Here is a 15,028-nt window from a genome sequence, read left to right on the forward strand (position 1 = left end):
CCTGTGCCGAAGGTACGTAACCCGGGGTGAAACGCATGACGCAGAACACTGACTTTGATACACCGATTGACCGCACTGGCACTTATTGCACACAGTGGGATTATGTCCAGGACAGATTTGGCCTGCCCGGCCTGCTGCCCTTTACCATTTCAGATATGGACTTTGCCGTACCAGAGCCCGTGCTGGCCGCGCTTAAGCAGCGGCTCGCACACCCAGTTTTTGGCTACAGCCGCTGGAACCATGATGATTTTAAATCGGCCATCAGCCACTGGTGCCAGTCCCGTTTTGGCTGTGCCATCGATAAGCAACATGTGGTTTACGGGCCATCCGTTATCTACATGGTTTCTAAACTGATTGAGCAGTGGACTGAGCCTGGGCAGGGTGTTATTTTTCATACACCCGCTTACGATGCGTTCGACAAAATGATTACCGGCCAGGGAAGAGCGTGTATTCACAGCCCGCTGGTTAACAGGCAGGGCCGGTTTGAAATCGACTGGGGCGATTTAGAGCGCAAGCTGGCTGATGCCAGGAACACACTATTTTTATTATGCAGCCCGCACAACCCAACCGGGCGGGTGTGGAGCCGCGACGAACTACAAACACTCGCAGACCTTTGCGAACGGCACCATGTCAGGGTTATCTCTGATGAGATCCATATGGATCTCTGTTTTAAACCTCATACGCCGTATGTCGGTTTTGGGCCATCTAACCACTGGGCACTGGTAACTTCCGCATCCAAGTCGTTCAATATCCCGGCACTGAACGGTGCCTGGGCGTTGATTCCCTGCCCACAGGCCAGAGAGCAGTACCTGCATAAACTCAAAGACGTGGATGGCCTTTCATCACCCGCTATTTTAGCTGTGCTGGCAACCATGGCAGCTTACCACGAAGGCGCTGCATGGCTTGATGCACTGAATAGCTATGTTCGGGCGAATCATGTGTATTTACAGGAAACACTGCACAAGGCATTCCCTGAAATAAGCTACCAGCTACCCGATGCAACTTATCTGGCGTGGCTGAACCTGAGGCCGTTGAAGCTCAATATGGCAGAGCTTAACCAGGCATTAATCGAACAGTTTCACGTAGCCATTATGTCGGGTGAGGTGTACGGGGAAGCAGGCCGGGGTTACTTGCGGCTCAACCTTGGGTGCCCACGCGCCAAAGTAGAGCAAGGTGTGGCGGCATTAATCCAGGCGATTAAACTGCAACGGTAAGCATGTATTTTGCCGGGAAAAAGCCTGGAACTATGACCGTTTTGTGGCCTTCACACGAGAAGAAAAACAAAAGCCCCAGTTTGGGGCTTTTGCGCAATACCGGGAAATCAGAACGGAATATCGTCGTCGAAATCCATTGGTGGTTCGTTAGATGGTGCTGGCGCGCTCGGAGCCTGTTGTGGACGAGACTGCGCGCCACCACTGAATGCAGCGTTATTGCCTTGCGGCTGCTGCGGCTGACCCCAGCCACTTTGCCCGCCCTGGTTACCCTGGTTGCCACCCATTGGCGCGCCACCCTGGCCACCCTGACGACCACCCAGCATTTGCATGGTGCCGCCAACGTTAACCACGATTTCAGTAGTGTAACGTTCCTGGCCACTCTGATCCTGCCATTTACGGGTACGCAACTGGCCTTCAATATAAACCTGTGAACCTTTACGCAGATATTCACCTGCGACCTCAGCCAGCTTGCCGAACAACACAACGCGGTGCCATTCAGTCTGCTCTTTCATTTCACCGGTCTGCTTGTCACGCCAGGATTCGGAAGTAGCCAGCGTAATGTTGGCTACTGCGCCACCATTTGGCATATAGCGTACTTCCGGGTCCTGGCCCAGGTTACCGACGAGAATCACCTTGTTTACGCCTCTGCTGGCCATGATAGTCTCTCCTGAAAAACGGTTAGCGATAGTTTAAACGCGGCATTCTAACACGCCAGTTAAGCAGATTATAGTTGCGATAATGCTTCCAGGATATCGTTGTACGTTACATGCTTTACATAGAAACACTGGATATTCATTCAGGTTTTATTGTGTCATAATTAGCCGTTTCGGATCGCCGGCTTTTCGTCTTGCTGGTTTTTAGTTGTAAAAACAAGGGCGAGAACCGGGATGACTGCATTTACTCCGGGGAAGGTGAATGGACAAGATAGAAATTCGGGGCGCCCGCACCCACAATCTGAAAAACATCAATCTGGTTATTCCGCGTGACAAACTGATTGTTGTGACGGGGCTGTCTGGGTCGGGTAAATCATCACTGGCATTTGATACACTGTATGCAGAAGGGCAGCGCCGCTACGTTGAGTCGCTTTCAGCCTATGCGCGCCAGTTTCTCTCACTGATGGAAAAACCGGATGTTGACCATATTGAAGGACTCTCCCCGGCGATTTCTATTGAACAGAAATCCACATCGCATAACCCACGTTCCACCGTTGGTACTATCACTGAAATTCACGATTACCTGCGTTTATTGTTTGCCCGTGTAGGTGAGCCACGCTGCCCGGATCATGATGTCCCGCTGGCGGCACAAACAGTGAGCCAGATGGTTGATAATGTGCTGGCGCAACCTGAAGGCAAACGCCTGATGCTGCTGGCGCCCATCATTAAAGAACGTAAGGGTGAGCACAGCAAAACGCTGGAAAACCTGGCAAGCCAGGGCTATATCCGTGCACGTATTGATGGCGAAGTTTGCGATCTGTCCGATCCGCCCAAACTGGAATTGCAGAAAAAACACACCATCGAAGTGGTCGTGGACCGGTTTAAAGTACGCGAAGATCTGGCACAACGCCTTGCGGAATCATTTGAAACCGCACTGGAATTATCCGGTGGTACGGCTGTTGTTGCCGACATGGACGACACCAAAGCAGAAGAGCTTCTGTTTTCTGCGAACTTCGCCTGCCCGATTTGCGGGTACAGCATGAGCGAACTGGAACCTCGCCTGTTTTCCTTCAACAACCCGGCAGGTGCCTGCCCCACCTGCGACGGGCTGGGTGTACAACAATTTTTCGACCCCGAGCGGGTTATCCAGAATGGTGAGCTGTCACTGGCTGGCGGCGCGATCCGTGGCTGGGATCGCCGTAATTTTTACTATTTCCAGATGCTGCGCTCGTTAGCAGACCACTACGAGTTTGATATCGAAGCGCCCTGGGACAGTCTGGGTGCCAATGTTCAGAAAGTGGTGCTGTATGGTTCCGGTAAAGAAACCATTGAATTCAAATATATTAACGATCGGGGCGATACCTCAATACGCCGGCACCCGTTTGAAGGGGTGCTGCACAACATGGAACGCCGCTACAAAGAAACGGAATCCAATGCGGTGCGTGAGGAACTGGCGAAATTTATCAGTAACCGCCCCTGCACCAGTTGTGGAGGCACCCGGCTGCGCCGCGAAGCCCGCCATGTATTTGTGGAAAACACACCACTGCCGACGATTTCTGATATGAGCATCGGCCACGCTATGGATTTTTTCAGCAACCTGAAATTGTCCGGGCAACGGGCCAAAATAGCTGAAAAAGTATTGAAAGAAATTGGCGACCGCCTGCAATTTTTGGTGAATGTCGGGCTGAATTACTTAACGCTGTCCCGCTCTGCGGAGACGCTTTCCGGTGGGGAAGCACAACGTATTCGTCTGGCAAGCCAGATTGGTGCTGGTCTGGTTGGGGTGATGTACGTGCTGGATGAACCCTCTATTGGGTTACACCAGCGTGATAACGAACGCCTGCTGAAAACCCTGATTCACCTGCGTGACCTGGGTAATACAGTGATTGTGGTGGAGCACGATGAAGACGCCATTCGTGCGGCCGACCACATTATTGATATTGGACCCGGAGCCGGAGTTCACGGTGGGAATGTGGTTGCCGAAGGCCCGCTGGCAGATATCCTGGCGGTGCCTGAATCACTGACCGGACAGTACCTGAGTGGTGTGCGCGAAATTAGCGTGCCGAAAAAACGCGTCCCGGCAGACCCGAATAAAGTGTTAAAACTGAGTGGCGCCCGGGGCAATAACCTGAAAGATGTCACTCTGACTCTGCCCGTCGGGTTATTTACCTGCATTACCGGCGTATCAGGTTCAGGTAAATCGACACTGATTAACGACACCCTGTTCCCGATTGCCCAGAAGTTACTGAATGGTGGCTCCAGCATAGAGCCTGCGCCTTATCGGGAGGTTCAGGGTATTGAGCATTTCGATAAAGTCATTGATATTGACCAGAGCCCCATTGGCCGTACCCCACGTTCTAACCCGGCAACCTATACCGGCATTTTCACCCCGGTGCGTGAGCTGTTTGCCGGTGTGCCGGAATCCCGCTCCCGTGGTTACAACCCCGGCCGTTTTAGTTTCAACGTGCGTGGTGGCCGCTGTGAAGCCTGCCAGGGTGATGGCGTGCTGAAAGTGGAAATGCACTTTTTGCCGGATATCTATGTGCCCTGCGATCAATGCAAAGGGAAGCGCTATAACCGCGAAACTCTGGAAATTAAATACAAGGGTAAAAATATTCACGAAGTGCTGGATATGACCATTGAAGAAGCCCGCGAATTTTTTGATGCCGTTCCGGCGCTGGCCCGCAAACTCCAGACATTAATGGATGTGGGGTTGTCCTATATTCGCCTTGGTCAATCAGCAACAACGCTTTCTGGTGGCGAAGCACAACGTGTGAAACTGGCCCGGGAGTTGTCCAAACGCGGCACAGGCCAGACACTGTACATTCTTGATGAACCCACAACCGGCCTGCATTTTGCCGATATTCAGCAGTTGCTTGAGGTGTTGCACCAGTTACGTGACCAGGGCAACACCATCGTGGTGATTGAGCATAATCTGGACGTGATTAAAACAGCCGACTGGATTGTTGACCTTGGGCCGGAAGGCGGCAGTGGCGGCGGGGAAATCCTGATTTCCGGCACACCAGAAACCGTTGCCGAATGTGAGGCTTCCCATACTGCGCGCTTCCTGAAACCCATGCTCAAATAAGCCGGGTTTAACGGGAATATTGCTGCCGCAGGGATGCTGGCAGCAATTCCAGCGCCTGTTGCCAGGCATCATCTACCAGGTAATAAATTTGTGAGTCTGGCAGGCTGCCATCCAGCCACAGTGTGCTCCAGTGCGCTTTGTTCAGCAGCTCGCTGGGGAAAACATCTTCATGAGACTGGCGTAACAGCTCGGCCAGTGCCGGACTGGTTTTTAACGAAATTGCCGGGCGGCCATCCACGTCGTGCAACATAGCGAACATCACATCCGCCAGTTTAATTTGTGTGGCAGCCCACTCACGGTGTGCCGACTGCGTTACACCCGGTTTATTCATGCAAAACATCAATAACTGTGACTGATTCATGGTCTTTACTCTCCTTGCAGCGTCACGACAATTCGCCGCGCGCCACCGTGGATTCGGTGTTCCCCTAACCAAATCCCTTGCCATGTCCCCAGCAACACACGCCCGCGCTGTACGGGCAAAGCTAACGATACGCCAAGCAAAGAAGATTTGATGTGCGAGGGCATATCATCTGCCCCCTCGTAGTCGTGCTCATAATCACCCTGGTCCGGAACTGCACGTAAAAAATGCCGTTCCATATCGCCCCGCACCGTGGGATCACAATTTTCATTCAGCGTAAGTGAAGCAGAAGTATGCTGCAGCAATAAGTGCAACAGACCCGTATTCACCTGGCTGATGGCAGGAATATTGCCGAGAATTTCCTCCGTGACCAGGTGAAAGCCACGAGGTTTAGCGCTGAGTGTCAGAATCTGTTGATGCCACATAGTGTTGGTTCCTGGTTAACAAAAAGCACACGCAGGAAATTATGCCTGCGTGTTTAAGTGTGCAGCATTTTGCTAAAAGGTAAACCCTGTGGCATCACAAGCGGCACAACCGGGTCGCGCCGCCGCTCTGGCTCTCAGTATTCGGAATTAACAATCACTTCTTCGCCAAATTTTCCGGCAGAAGGTAATGGGCGATAGGTGGAGTTGGAGGCACGCAACACGCGAATACCACGGATACCGGCATCTCGCGCCGCAGTGATATCGCCATCAGAATCGCCGTAGAAAATGCGGATCTTTTTATCCACCAGCCAGTTTGTTTTCGTGTTCTGGCCTGGGTTATCACCTGCAAAAATCACCGGGTTCATGTTACTGGCGGGAATATGGAAATCGTCCTGCAAGGTTTTAGAGACCGTTTCTGTTTTTGTCTGGCTGCGCCCGGTAATAAACCAGATGCTGTCACCCCGCCGGACGTGCATATCAATCAAGGCGCGGGCCACTTCTTTAGGGATACTGAATTCATCCCAGCCATTATTCATTTTTTCCCAGAATGCCGGGTTTTTCAGGTAGGCATTGCTGTCCGGGGAGAACATTTTTTTGCCGCGGTAAAAGCCCGGGCTTGAGAACAGCACAGTGTCATCAATGTCAAACCCGACAGCTATTGGCGGGCGGCCAAGCAGGCTATTTTCAATTTGCGCCACAGATACCCAGTGAACCGGTGCCTGTGCGGCCAGTTGTGCAACGTTAATACCACTGTAAAGGGGTGGTGTGGATTCTTTGGCAACTGCGGTATGAGACAGGGCCAGGCCCAGGAAGAGTGCGCCTAATGCGCGGGTCAGTTTATGCATGTTATCCCTGTGTATCACGGTGTTAGTTAATCTCGTTTTGCTCATCGCGTGAATCGAGGAAAACCTTAACGTTAAGCCGGCCATGAGGGAAGGTTTTTTTAGGCAGAAATAAGCAGAAAGTGTGATACCTGCCGGAATATTGCCACCCCGACAGGTAAGTAAGCACTCACATTACAGCAGCAAAGGCTTCGGCAACGCGGTTAACGTTACGGGAGTTAAGCCCGGCCACACACATACGCCCGCTGGCTATCAGGTAAACCCCAAATTCATCACGCAGGCGGTCAACCTGAGCGGCACTCAGCCCGGTATATGTAAACATACCCCGCTGTTTCAGGAAGTAGCTGAAATCGTGGTTTGGCAGCGCCTGTTTCAGTGTTGCTACCAGTGCCTCACGCATGCTCAGAATGCGAACCCGCATTTCTTCCACCTGGGCCAGCCAGTCGGCTTTCAGCGCCGGATCATTCAGTACCAGCGATACCACTTGCGCGCCGAAATTCGGCGGACTGGAGTAGTTACGGCGCACCGTAGCTTTCAGTTGCCCTAACACCCGGCTGGCGGTATCGGCGTCTTCGCATACCACTGACAGACCACCAACACGCTCGCCATACAGCGAGAAAATCTTGGAGAACGAGTTACTGACCAGTGCCGGAATGCCTGCGTTAGCAATGGCGCGGATAGCATAAGCGTCGTCATCCATACCCGCACCAAACCCCTGATAGGCGATATCCAGGAACGGAATGAGCTGGCGAGCTTTGAGTACTTTCACCACGGCATCCCATTCATCCGGCACTAAATCAGAGCCAGTCGGGTTATGGCAGCAAGGGTGTAACAACACGATGCTTTTTTCAGGCAACCCGGCGAGGGTGTCCAGCAGAGCCTGTGTGCGAACCCCTTTGGTTTCGTCATCAAACCAGGGGTAAGTACTCACTTCGAAACCTGCACCCGCGAAAATGGCAACGTGGTTTTCCCATGTTGGGTCGCTCACCCACACGCCTGATTCAGGGAAATAGCGTTTCAGGAAATCGGCCCCAACTTTCAGTGCCCCTGAGCCGCCTAATGTCTGAATAGTTGCAATTCGCCCGTCGCGCAGCGCCGGGTGGTCTGCACCAAAGAGTAAAGGGGCAATGGCATTGCGATAGCCACCCAAACCTTCCATAGGCAGGTAAACAGATGCGCCATGAGGCGCGGCATTCAGACGAGCTTCGGCTTGCGCCACTGCGCGCAGTTGCGGAATAGTACCGTCTTCATCGTAATAGAGACCGATACTCAGGTTCACTTTATCCTGGCGGGGATCGTCTTTGAAACGTTCCATCAGCGACAGAATTGGATCGCCTGCGTAGGCGTCAACGTTCTGAAACACGCGGGGGTTCTCCTGATATCCATTAAGTAGGGATGCCGCAAACTAAAACTGTGTTATCCCAGGCTTATTACAGGTAACAACACAGTGTTTAACGGAAATAACACAATAAACCGGAAGTAGTGGGAAAGCGAGAGTAAAGCGGCGTGGATTAACGGTGGAACAACGATTTCAGGCGGTGTAACAATTTCAGGTTATATAACACCGGGCGGTAACCGCCCGGGCAATTGATCAGTCAAGGTAGTGCATAGCGACACGAGATGTCAGGCGGGTAATAAGTTCGTAAGCACTCACTTTCGTTACTTCCGCGATGCGCTCGACGGGCAACCCTTCACCCCACATTACCACGCTGTCGCCGGGGTGTTCCTGGGCATCTGGCCCCAGATCAACACAAATCATATCCATAGCGACCCGGCCAACCAGTGGCACTTCACGGCCATTCACCAGCACAGGTGTGCCTGATGGCGCACTGCGTGGATAACCGTCTCCATACCCCATCGCCACCACGCCCAGGCGCGTATCGCGCTGGCTCACCCAGGTGCCGCCATAGCCAACCGGTTCACCGGCTTTGTGGTCACGTACCGCAATCAGGCTGGATGTCAGGCTCATCGCTGGCTGGAAGCCAAAATCTGCCCCCCAGGGTTTGTGGTCCAGCGGCGAAACACCATAGAGAATAATCCCCGGGCGTACCCAGTCAAAATGTGACTGAGGCCAGAGCAAAATACCACCTGAAGCTGCAATTGATTTCAGGCCTGCTTTCCCTTCGACAAAATGGTTAAAAATGGCCAGTTGCTGTTCGGTTGCCCCCACTTCCGGTTCATCGGCACGGGCAAAATGGCTGACAATGTTCACTGGCTGGCGCACATTTTTGCACTGGCTCAGGCGGGCATAAAACGCTTCTGCTTTTTCCGGGCGAACCCCCAGGCGGTGCATGCCGGTATCAAGCTTCATCCACACTGTAACTGGCTGGCTCAGTTGTGCCTGCTCGAGGGCTTCAAGTTGTTCTTCGCTGTGCACCGCAGTATGAAACTGCTGGCTGGCGATAACCGGCAGGTCACTGGCGTTAAAAAAACCTTCCAGCAGTAAAACAGGTTGAGTGATGCCCCCTTCGCGCAGGCGGATGGCCTCTTCCAGGCGGGCAACGCCGAACGCATCGGCATCTGGCAGGGTACGGGCAGTTTCTAACAAACCATGCCCATAAGCGTTTGCTTTCACAACTGCCACCAGGCGGCTGGACGGAGCCAGTTCACGCAGGCGTTGCAGGTTATGTCGCAGAGCGCGGCGGTTAATCACAACAGTTGCCGCTTGCATGTTTATTCCTTCAATTATTCTTCGTCGTATTGCGGGCCTGCATAGTTATCGAAGCGCGACCATTGCCCGTTAAAGGTCAGACGCACAGTCCCGATAGGGCCGTTACGTTGCTTACCGATAATAATTTCCGCGATGCCTTTTAGATCACTGTTTTCGTGATACACCTCATCGCGGTAGATAAACATAATTAAGTCGGCATCCTGTTCAATGGAGCCGGATTCACGCAAGTCTGAGTTTACCGGGCGTTTATCTGCACGCTGTTCCAGTGAACGGTTAAGCTGTGACAGCGCCACCACTGGCACCTGCAGCTCTTTTGCCAGCGCTTTCAAAGAACGGGAGATTTCAGCGATTTCCAGAGTACGGTTGTCTGACAAAGACGGCACGCGCATGAGCTGGAGGTAGTCGATCATAATCAGGCTTAAGCCATCGTGTTCACGGAAAATTCGCCGGGCACGAGAGCGAACCTCTGTCGGTGTCAGGCCGGAAGAGTCATCAATGTACATATTGCGCTTCTCCAGCAAAATCCCCATGGTACCGGAGATACGCGCCCAGTCTTCATCATCCAACTGGCCGGTACGGATACGTGTCTGGTCGACGCGAGATAAAGACGCCAGCATACGCATCATTATCTGTTCCGCGGGCATTTCCAGGCTGAAAATCAGCACCGGTTTATCCTGCAACATGGCGGCGTTTTCACACAGGTTCATGGCGAATGTGGTTTTCCCCATGGAGGGACGCGCCGCGACAATAATCAAGTCTGACCGTTGCAGGCCCGCGGTTTTCTTGTTGAGGTCCTGGTAACCGGTATCAACCCCGGTCACACCATCGTGCGGTTGCTGGTAAAGCGTTTCAATACGCGCAACTGTCGCTTCCAGGATCTGGTCAACAGATTTGGGGCCTTCATCTTTGTTGGCGCGGTTTTCTGCTATCTGGAAAACCCGTGACTCCGCCAGGTCGAGCAAATCTTCACTGGTGCGCCCTTGTGGGTCAAACCCGGCATCGGCTATTTCGTTGGCAACGGCTATCATTTCACGCACAACAGCACGTTCACGGACGATATCTGCATAAGCGCTGATATTCGCTGCACTTGGTGTATTTTTTGATAACTCAGCCAGGTATGCAAAACCGCCAACACTTTCCAGTTGTCCCTGGCGCTCCAGCGATTCCGACAGCGTTATCAGGTCAATGGGGTTGCCAGTTTCCTGCAGACGGTGCATTTCAGTAAAAATAAGCCGGTGCTGCCGGGTATAAAAATCGTCCGAGACTACGCGCTCGGCAACATCGTCCCAGCGTTCATTATCCAGCATTAACCCGCCCAACACTGACTGCTCCGCTTCAAGAGAGTGCGGAGGAACTTTCAGCCCGGCTACTTGTGGATCGCGCTGTTCACGCGGTTCAGCGGGTTTGTTGAAGGGTTTATTTCCTGCCATAGTGAAAGGGTTTACCAAAAATTGAACGGGGAAACGTGGCATTATACCTGAAAACCGTCAGTTTGCAGGCAGTGGAATGCACTTACCTGTATCAGTAAACCACTGATACCCACACAGGAGGCAGCGAAACAGTTATGGCAACGCGTATTGAATTTACCAAACATGGTGGCCCCGACGTGTTACACGCCGTGGACTGGACACCCCCTGAACCCGGTGACAACGAAGTTCAGGTTGAAAATAAAGCCATAGGTATCAATTACATTGATACTTATATTCGTAGTGGGTTATATCCCCCGCCATCGTTACCCTGTGGGTTGGGAACGGAAGCAGCAGGCATCGTCACCAAAACGGGTAAAAATGTCACCCATTTTCGCCCTGGTGACCGGGTAGTTTACGCCCAAAGTGCGTTAGGTGCTTACAGCAGCGTACACAATGTACCTGAACATAACCTGGCACAGCTTCCCCCGGCGATTTCCTTTGAGCAGGCAGCCGCTTCTTTTCTCAAAGGGCTGACAGTGTTCTACCTGTTGCGTAAAACCTATGAAATCAAACCCGGTGAAATGTTCTTGTTTCACGCAGCAGCCGGTGGTGTTGGGCTGATTGCCTGCCAGTGGGCTAAGGCGCTGGGGGCAAAACTGATTGGTACTGTTGGTTCAGCACAGAAAGCTGAGCGGGCTATGCAGGCCGGAGCCTGGGCCACCATCAACTACCGTGAAGAGGATATTGCCGGGAGGGTTCGGACTCTCACCGGCGGGAAAAAATTGCCGGTTGTGTATGACTCGGTTGGCAAAGACACCTGGGAATCTTCGCTTGATTGCCTGCAACGCCGTGGGTTGATGGTCAGTTTCGGTAATGCTTCCGGCCCGGTAACGGGCGTGAACATTGGGATCCTCAACCAGAAGGGCTCACTGTATGTAACCCGCCCATCACTCACCGGCTATATCACGAACCGCGCAGAATTGCAGGAAGCGAGCAGTGAACTGTTTTCCCTGATTGCCAGCGGTGTGATTAAAGTCCAGGTGGAGGAAGCGCAGAAATTTGCTCTGGCAGATGCTGCCCATGCGCATAAGGTTTTGGAAAGCCGCCAGACTCAGGGCTCAAGCCTGTTAATTCCCTGACGGAGAAAATGGAATAATACAAATGATTAGGGCTTCCCGCAGGAAGCCCTTCATTTTTATAGTTCGCGCTGAATTTGTAGGGTACAGCTGCGATGAATTTGGTAGATAGCGAAAACATAGTGACAGATTTAATAAGCAAATCATATGTTGTTAACAGGAAAGTTGTAAAAAAGTTCCAGGGTTGTGATCAGCCGCTCAAACAACCTGTCATATCAACGCATATCACGGCGATAATGTGAGCGTGATTGGGTATTGTTGCCATTATTTATAGCCCGGATAACCCACACAGCGACAATAGCCAGTAGTAACCAGGGCAACATTTTGAGCATTAACACCAGCAGCCCGCCAAAAAACATCACGCCCACAGCCACCAGCAGCGCAACAAAAACCCCCACCAGCGACACACCAGTCACCAGCAGCATAATAAAAAATCCCAGCACAAATAATAGTTCCAGCATCGTCAGTACCTCCAGGTAATAATCAGAGGTATTACAAGAACCATGCCAGAATATAATTACATGATTTTGAAACAAAAAACCCCAGCACACAGGCCGGGGCATAGCGAATTTAACGATTATTGCGTCAATTTAATCAACACGAGCCACTTTGCTCAGCGCGGTTTCCAGAACCTGAATATCTGCGCCAGGTTTATGGGCATTTTCACTTAGATAACGCCGCCACTGGCGGGCGCCGGGCACGCTCTGGAATAAACCCAGCATATGGCGGGTAATATGGCCCAGGTAAGCACCCTGGCTCAGTTCCCGTTCAATATACGGGTACATGGCTCGCACAACATCAGCCGGGGACGGGCTGCCTGCGGTGTCGCCAAAAATTTCGCGGTCAACAGACGCCAGTAAACCCGGATTTTGGTAGGCTTCACGCCCCACCATAACACCATCCATATGTTCCAGATGCTGTTTCGCCTCTGCCAGCGTTTTCACGCCGCCATTAATCGACATTGTCAGGTGTGGGAAATCACGCTTCAGTTGCCATACTCGTGGGTAATCAAGGGGCGGAATTTCGCGGTTCTCTTTCGGGCTCAAACCAGACAACCAGGCTTTACGGGCATGGATAATAAACATGTCACACCCGCCCTGTTGGGAAACAGTTTGCACAAAGTCACACAGGAATTCATAGCTGTCCTGGTCATCAATGCCAATACGGGTTTTCACTGTAACCGGAATCGACACTACATCGCGCATTGCTTTAACGCAATCCGCCACCAGTTGCGCTTCCCCCATCAGGCACGCACCAAAGCGCCCGTTTTGCACCCGGTCAGACGGGCAGCCAACATTAAGGTTTACTTCATCATAACCACGTTGCTCAGCCAGTTTCGCACACTGTGCCAGGGCCGCCGGGTCACTCCCTCCGAGTTGTAACGCAACCGGGTGCTCTTCTTCGTTGTAAGCCAGGTAGTCGCCTTTGCCGTGAATAATCGCCCCGGTTGTCACCATTTCGGTGTACAGCAGCGTATGGCGTGACAGCTGGCGCAAGAAATAGCGGCAATGGCGGTCAGTCCAGTCCAGCATGGGGGCAATGGAGAAACGCGACGCTGAATACGCTGAGCACATAGAAACAACCTTTATGAAAAGTAGCGGTAAATAACAGTAACCCCACCAACCTGCACACCGGAGCAGGCTGGCGTAAAAATGGGCTACGGATTATACAGTCCAGGCCACAGCGGGGCAACGTGGAGGGAGCAGGCGATGCCGGCACCGCCGGTAGCACCCCGGCCAGGTGCCGCATTTTGCCGCGATACTCACCCACCCGGTTTATACTTTGGCTATGCACAACCACAGCTGTGTGCACAGATATGCGCTAACAAGGAGAATTTTTATGCGTCACCGTCATACACTCTGGATAAACGCACTACTCGCCATTAGCCTGGCGTCACTTCCTGCTGCAGTTCTCGCCAATAATGGCAACGGGCAAGCCAAACACAGCCAGGGAAATAACCACGGCAGCAATAAACAGGATAAAGATATCGACTGGAGTGATTTCCGCCTGAAAGCAAAGCATATGGGATACACCGGGTATAAACCTCTGCCACCGGGGATTGCCAAAAAACTGGTACGTGGGCAGCCATTACCACCGGGGATTGCCAAAAAAACGGTTCCCGGAAATTTAGAGCGTTTGTTGCCCTATTACCCTGGCCGGGAATGGCGCATTGTAGGAAATGATTTAGTGTCTGTTGTGATAAGCACAGCCATTGTTGCAGAAATTATTCATGATGCGTTTGACTGACCCTGTTCCGAACGGTGCAGACAACCTGCGTGGCTGCATGTGGCACGGTAATGCTTCATTTTTTCTACTGCTTATAGCTCAGCCTGCAGGCACATCGGTCTATACGAAACATTCCGATACTTTTTTCTAATGAAATCGCTTCACATTTTTCATTTCGCCATTTATGTTATGTTATAACATTATTTACGGGCGTTTTTACGATGTACTCTTCTGCAAACCACCACTCCTTGTTAACGCTGTCCTCACTACTGCGTATTGTGTGCGCACTGGTGCTGCTGGCCGGATTGTGGTGCGCCATTGACTGGGCTAACGCACTAGCATGATACACCTTGAGAATTTAGCCACAGGCTACCGCCGCCAGCGTATTAGCCCTCCTTTTAATGGCACCTTCCATACCGGTAGCCTGACCGCCATTGTAGGCGCAAACGGCACCGGGAAATCCACTTTACTAAAGACACTGGCCGGTATTTTGCCACCGGTTTCCGGCCAGGTGAGCTTCCCGGAAGGCCGGCCACGGATTGCCTGGTTACCTCAACAAGCTGAACTGGACCATCAATTTCCAATGACCGTGTTTGATGTAGTGTCTATGGGCTGCTGGCCTGCATTGCGCTTCTGGCAACGTTTCTCTCGCCAGCATATGGCACAGGTCTGGCAGGCTATTGAGCAGGTTGGCCTGGTCGATATGGCGAAAAACACCATCAACACACTTTCTGGCGGGCAGTTCCAGCGCATGCTGTTTGCCCGGTTACTGCTACAACAGGCACCACTGGTTTTACTGGATGAGCCATTTACGGGTATCGACCAGAAAACTGCGGAGTTACTGGTCAGCGTAATGCAACAGATGCATCACAACGGGCAGACACTGATTGTTGTTCTCCATGACAGCAGCCTGGTAAGGCGCTGTTTTCCGGACACACTGCGCCTTGAAAACCAGCATTACCAATGGGGGAACACCCTGGAAGTGATGGCGTAAATGCTGTCCGGG

At 52.3% G+C, this 15,028-nt stretch carries 15 protein-coding genes; 6 read left to right on the forward strand and 9 right to left on the reverse strand.

The features are described 5' to 3' along the window. Positions 1–35 precede the first annotated feature (35 nt). A complete protein-coding gene (locus tag A9B99_RS08820) occupies positions 36–1,214 on the forward strand; it encodes a MalY/PatB family protein (RefSeq protein ID WP_064596722.1) in 1,179 nt (392 codons plus the stop codon). 107 nt (positions 1,215–1,321) lie between these two features. On the opposite strand, the gene ssb1 is transcribed toward A9B99_RS08820, so the two are convergent. After that, positions 1,322–1,870 (reverse strand): single-stranded DNA-binding protein SSB1, encoded by a 549-nt coding sequence (gene ssb1, locus A9B99_RS08825; protein ID WP_064596724.1) that lies wholly within the window; start codon positions 1,868–1,870, stop codon positions 1,322–1,324. A 259-nt stretch (positions 1,871–2,129) separates the two neighbouring features. Here ssb1 and uvrA point away from each other — a divergent pair, with 259 nt between their 5' ends. Beyond that, positions 2,130–4,955 carry an excinuclease ABC subunit UvrA gene (uvrA, locus tag A9B99_RS08830; protein WP_064596726.1) on the forward strand — a complete coding sequence of 942 codons (2,826 nt, stop codon included), beginning with the start codon at positions 2,130–2,132 and terminating at the stop codon, positions 4,953–4,955. Positions 4,956–4,962: 7 nt separating this feature from the next. Here uvrA and A9B99_RS08835 read toward each other — a convergent pair whose 3' ends face one another. The 6 genes from A9B99_RS08835 to dnaB all read right to left on the reverse strand — a co-directional run bounded on the left by A9B99_RS08835 (position 4,963) and on the right by dnaB (position 10,681). Next, positions 4,963–5,316, reverse strand: a complete 354-nt coding sequence (locus A9B99_RS08835) for an MmcQ/YjbR family DNA-binding protein (RefSeq protein ID WP_064596728.1) — start codon at positions 5,314–5,316, stop codon at positions 4,963–4,965. A 5-nt stretch (positions 5,317–5,321) separates the two neighbouring features. Further along, positions 5,322–5,738 (reverse strand): secondary thiamine-phosphate synthase enzyme YjbQ, encoded by a 417-nt coding sequence (locus A9B99_RS08840; protein WP_064596730.1) that lies wholly within the window; start codon positions 5,736–5,738, stop codon positions 5,322–5,324. Positions 5,739–5,872: 134 nt separating this feature from the next. Then, positions 5,873–6,583, reverse strand: a complete 711-nt coding sequence (gene aphA, locus A9B99_RS08845) for an acid phosphatase AphA (protein ID WP_064596732.1) — start codon at positions 6,581–6,583, stop codon at positions 5,873–5,875. A gap of 166 nt (positions 6,584–6,749) precedes the next feature. Next, the gene (locus tag A9B99_RS08850) at positions 6,750–7,943 is read right to left on the reverse strand and encodes an amino acid aminotransferase (RefSeq protein WP_064596734.1); all 1,194 of its coding nucleotides are present in this window, start codon (positions 7,941–7,943) and stop codon (positions 6,750–6,752) included. A 228-nt stretch (positions 7,944–8,171) separates the two neighbouring features. Next, positions 8,172–9,251 (reverse strand): alanine racemase, encoded by a 1,080-nt coding sequence (gene alr, locus A9B99_RS08855; RefSeq protein ID WP_064596736.1) that lies wholly within the window; start codon positions 9,249–9,251, stop codon positions 8,172–8,174. Positions 9,252–9,265: 14 nt separating this feature from the next. Beyond that, a complete protein-coding gene (gene dnaB, locus A9B99_RS08860; RefSeq protein ID WP_064596818.1) occupies positions 9,266–10,681 on the reverse strand; it encodes a replicative DNA helicase in 1,416 nt (471 codons plus the stop codon). 134 nt (positions 10,682–10,815) lie between these two features. Between dnaB and A9B99_RS08865 the strand changes: the two genes are divergently transcribed. After that, a complete protein-coding gene (locus A9B99_RS08865; protein WP_064596738.1) occupies positions 10,816–11,799 on the forward strand; it encodes a quinone oxidoreductase in 984 nt (327 codons plus the stop codon). Positions 11,800–12,011: 212 nt separating this feature from the next. Here A9B99_RS08865 and pspG read toward each other — a convergent pair whose 3' ends face one another. Then, positions 12,012–12,257, reverse strand: a complete 246-nt coding sequence (pspG, locus tag A9B99_RS08870) for an envelope stress response protein PspG (RefSeq protein ID WP_036116536.1) — start codon at positions 12,255–12,257, stop codon at positions 12,012–12,014. Positions 12,258–12,386: 129 nt separating this feature from the next. Further along, entirely contained in the window at positions 12,387–13,370 is a 984-nt protein-coding gene (gene dusA, locus A9B99_RS08875) for a tRNA dihydrouridine(20/20a) synthase DusA (protein WP_064596740.1), read from the reverse strand. 265 nt (positions 13,371–13,635) lie between these two features. Between dusA and A9B99_RS08880 the strand changes: the two genes are divergently transcribed. The 3 genes from A9B99_RS08880 (at position 13,636) to A9B99_RS08885 (ending at position 15,016) form a co-directional block, all read left to right on the forward strand. After that, positions 13,636–14,043: an anti-virulence regulator CigR family protein gene (locus tag A9B99_RS08880; RefSeq protein WP_064596742.1), complete on the forward strand. Its 408-nt coding sequence runs from the start codon at positions 13,636–13,638 to the stop codon at positions 14,041–14,043. Positions 14,044–14,243: 200 nt separating this feature from the next. Next, the gene (locus A9B99_RS24375) at positions 14,244–14,366 is read left to right on the forward strand and encodes a hypothetical protein (RefSeq protein WP_269448063.1); all 123 of its coding nucleotides are present in this window, start codon (positions 14,244–14,246) and stop codon (positions 14,364–14,366) included. Continuing rightward, positions 14,363–15,016: a metal ABC transporter ATP-binding protein gene (locus A9B99_RS08885; RefSeq protein ID WP_064596744.1), complete on the forward strand. Its 654-nt coding sequence runs from the start codon at positions 14,363–14,365 to the stop codon at positions 15,014–15,016. The genes A9B99_RS24375 and A9B99_RS08885 overlap by 4 nt, the downstream gene beginning before the upstream one ends. Positions 15,017–15,028: the final 12 nt, after the last annotated feature.

Origin of the sequence: Mangrovibacter phragmitis (assembly GCF_001655675.1) — a bacterium.
GTDB classification, from domain to species: Bacteria; Pseudomonadota; Gammaproteobacteria; order Enterobacterales; family Enterobacteriaceae; genus Mangrovibacter; species Mangrovibacter phragmitis.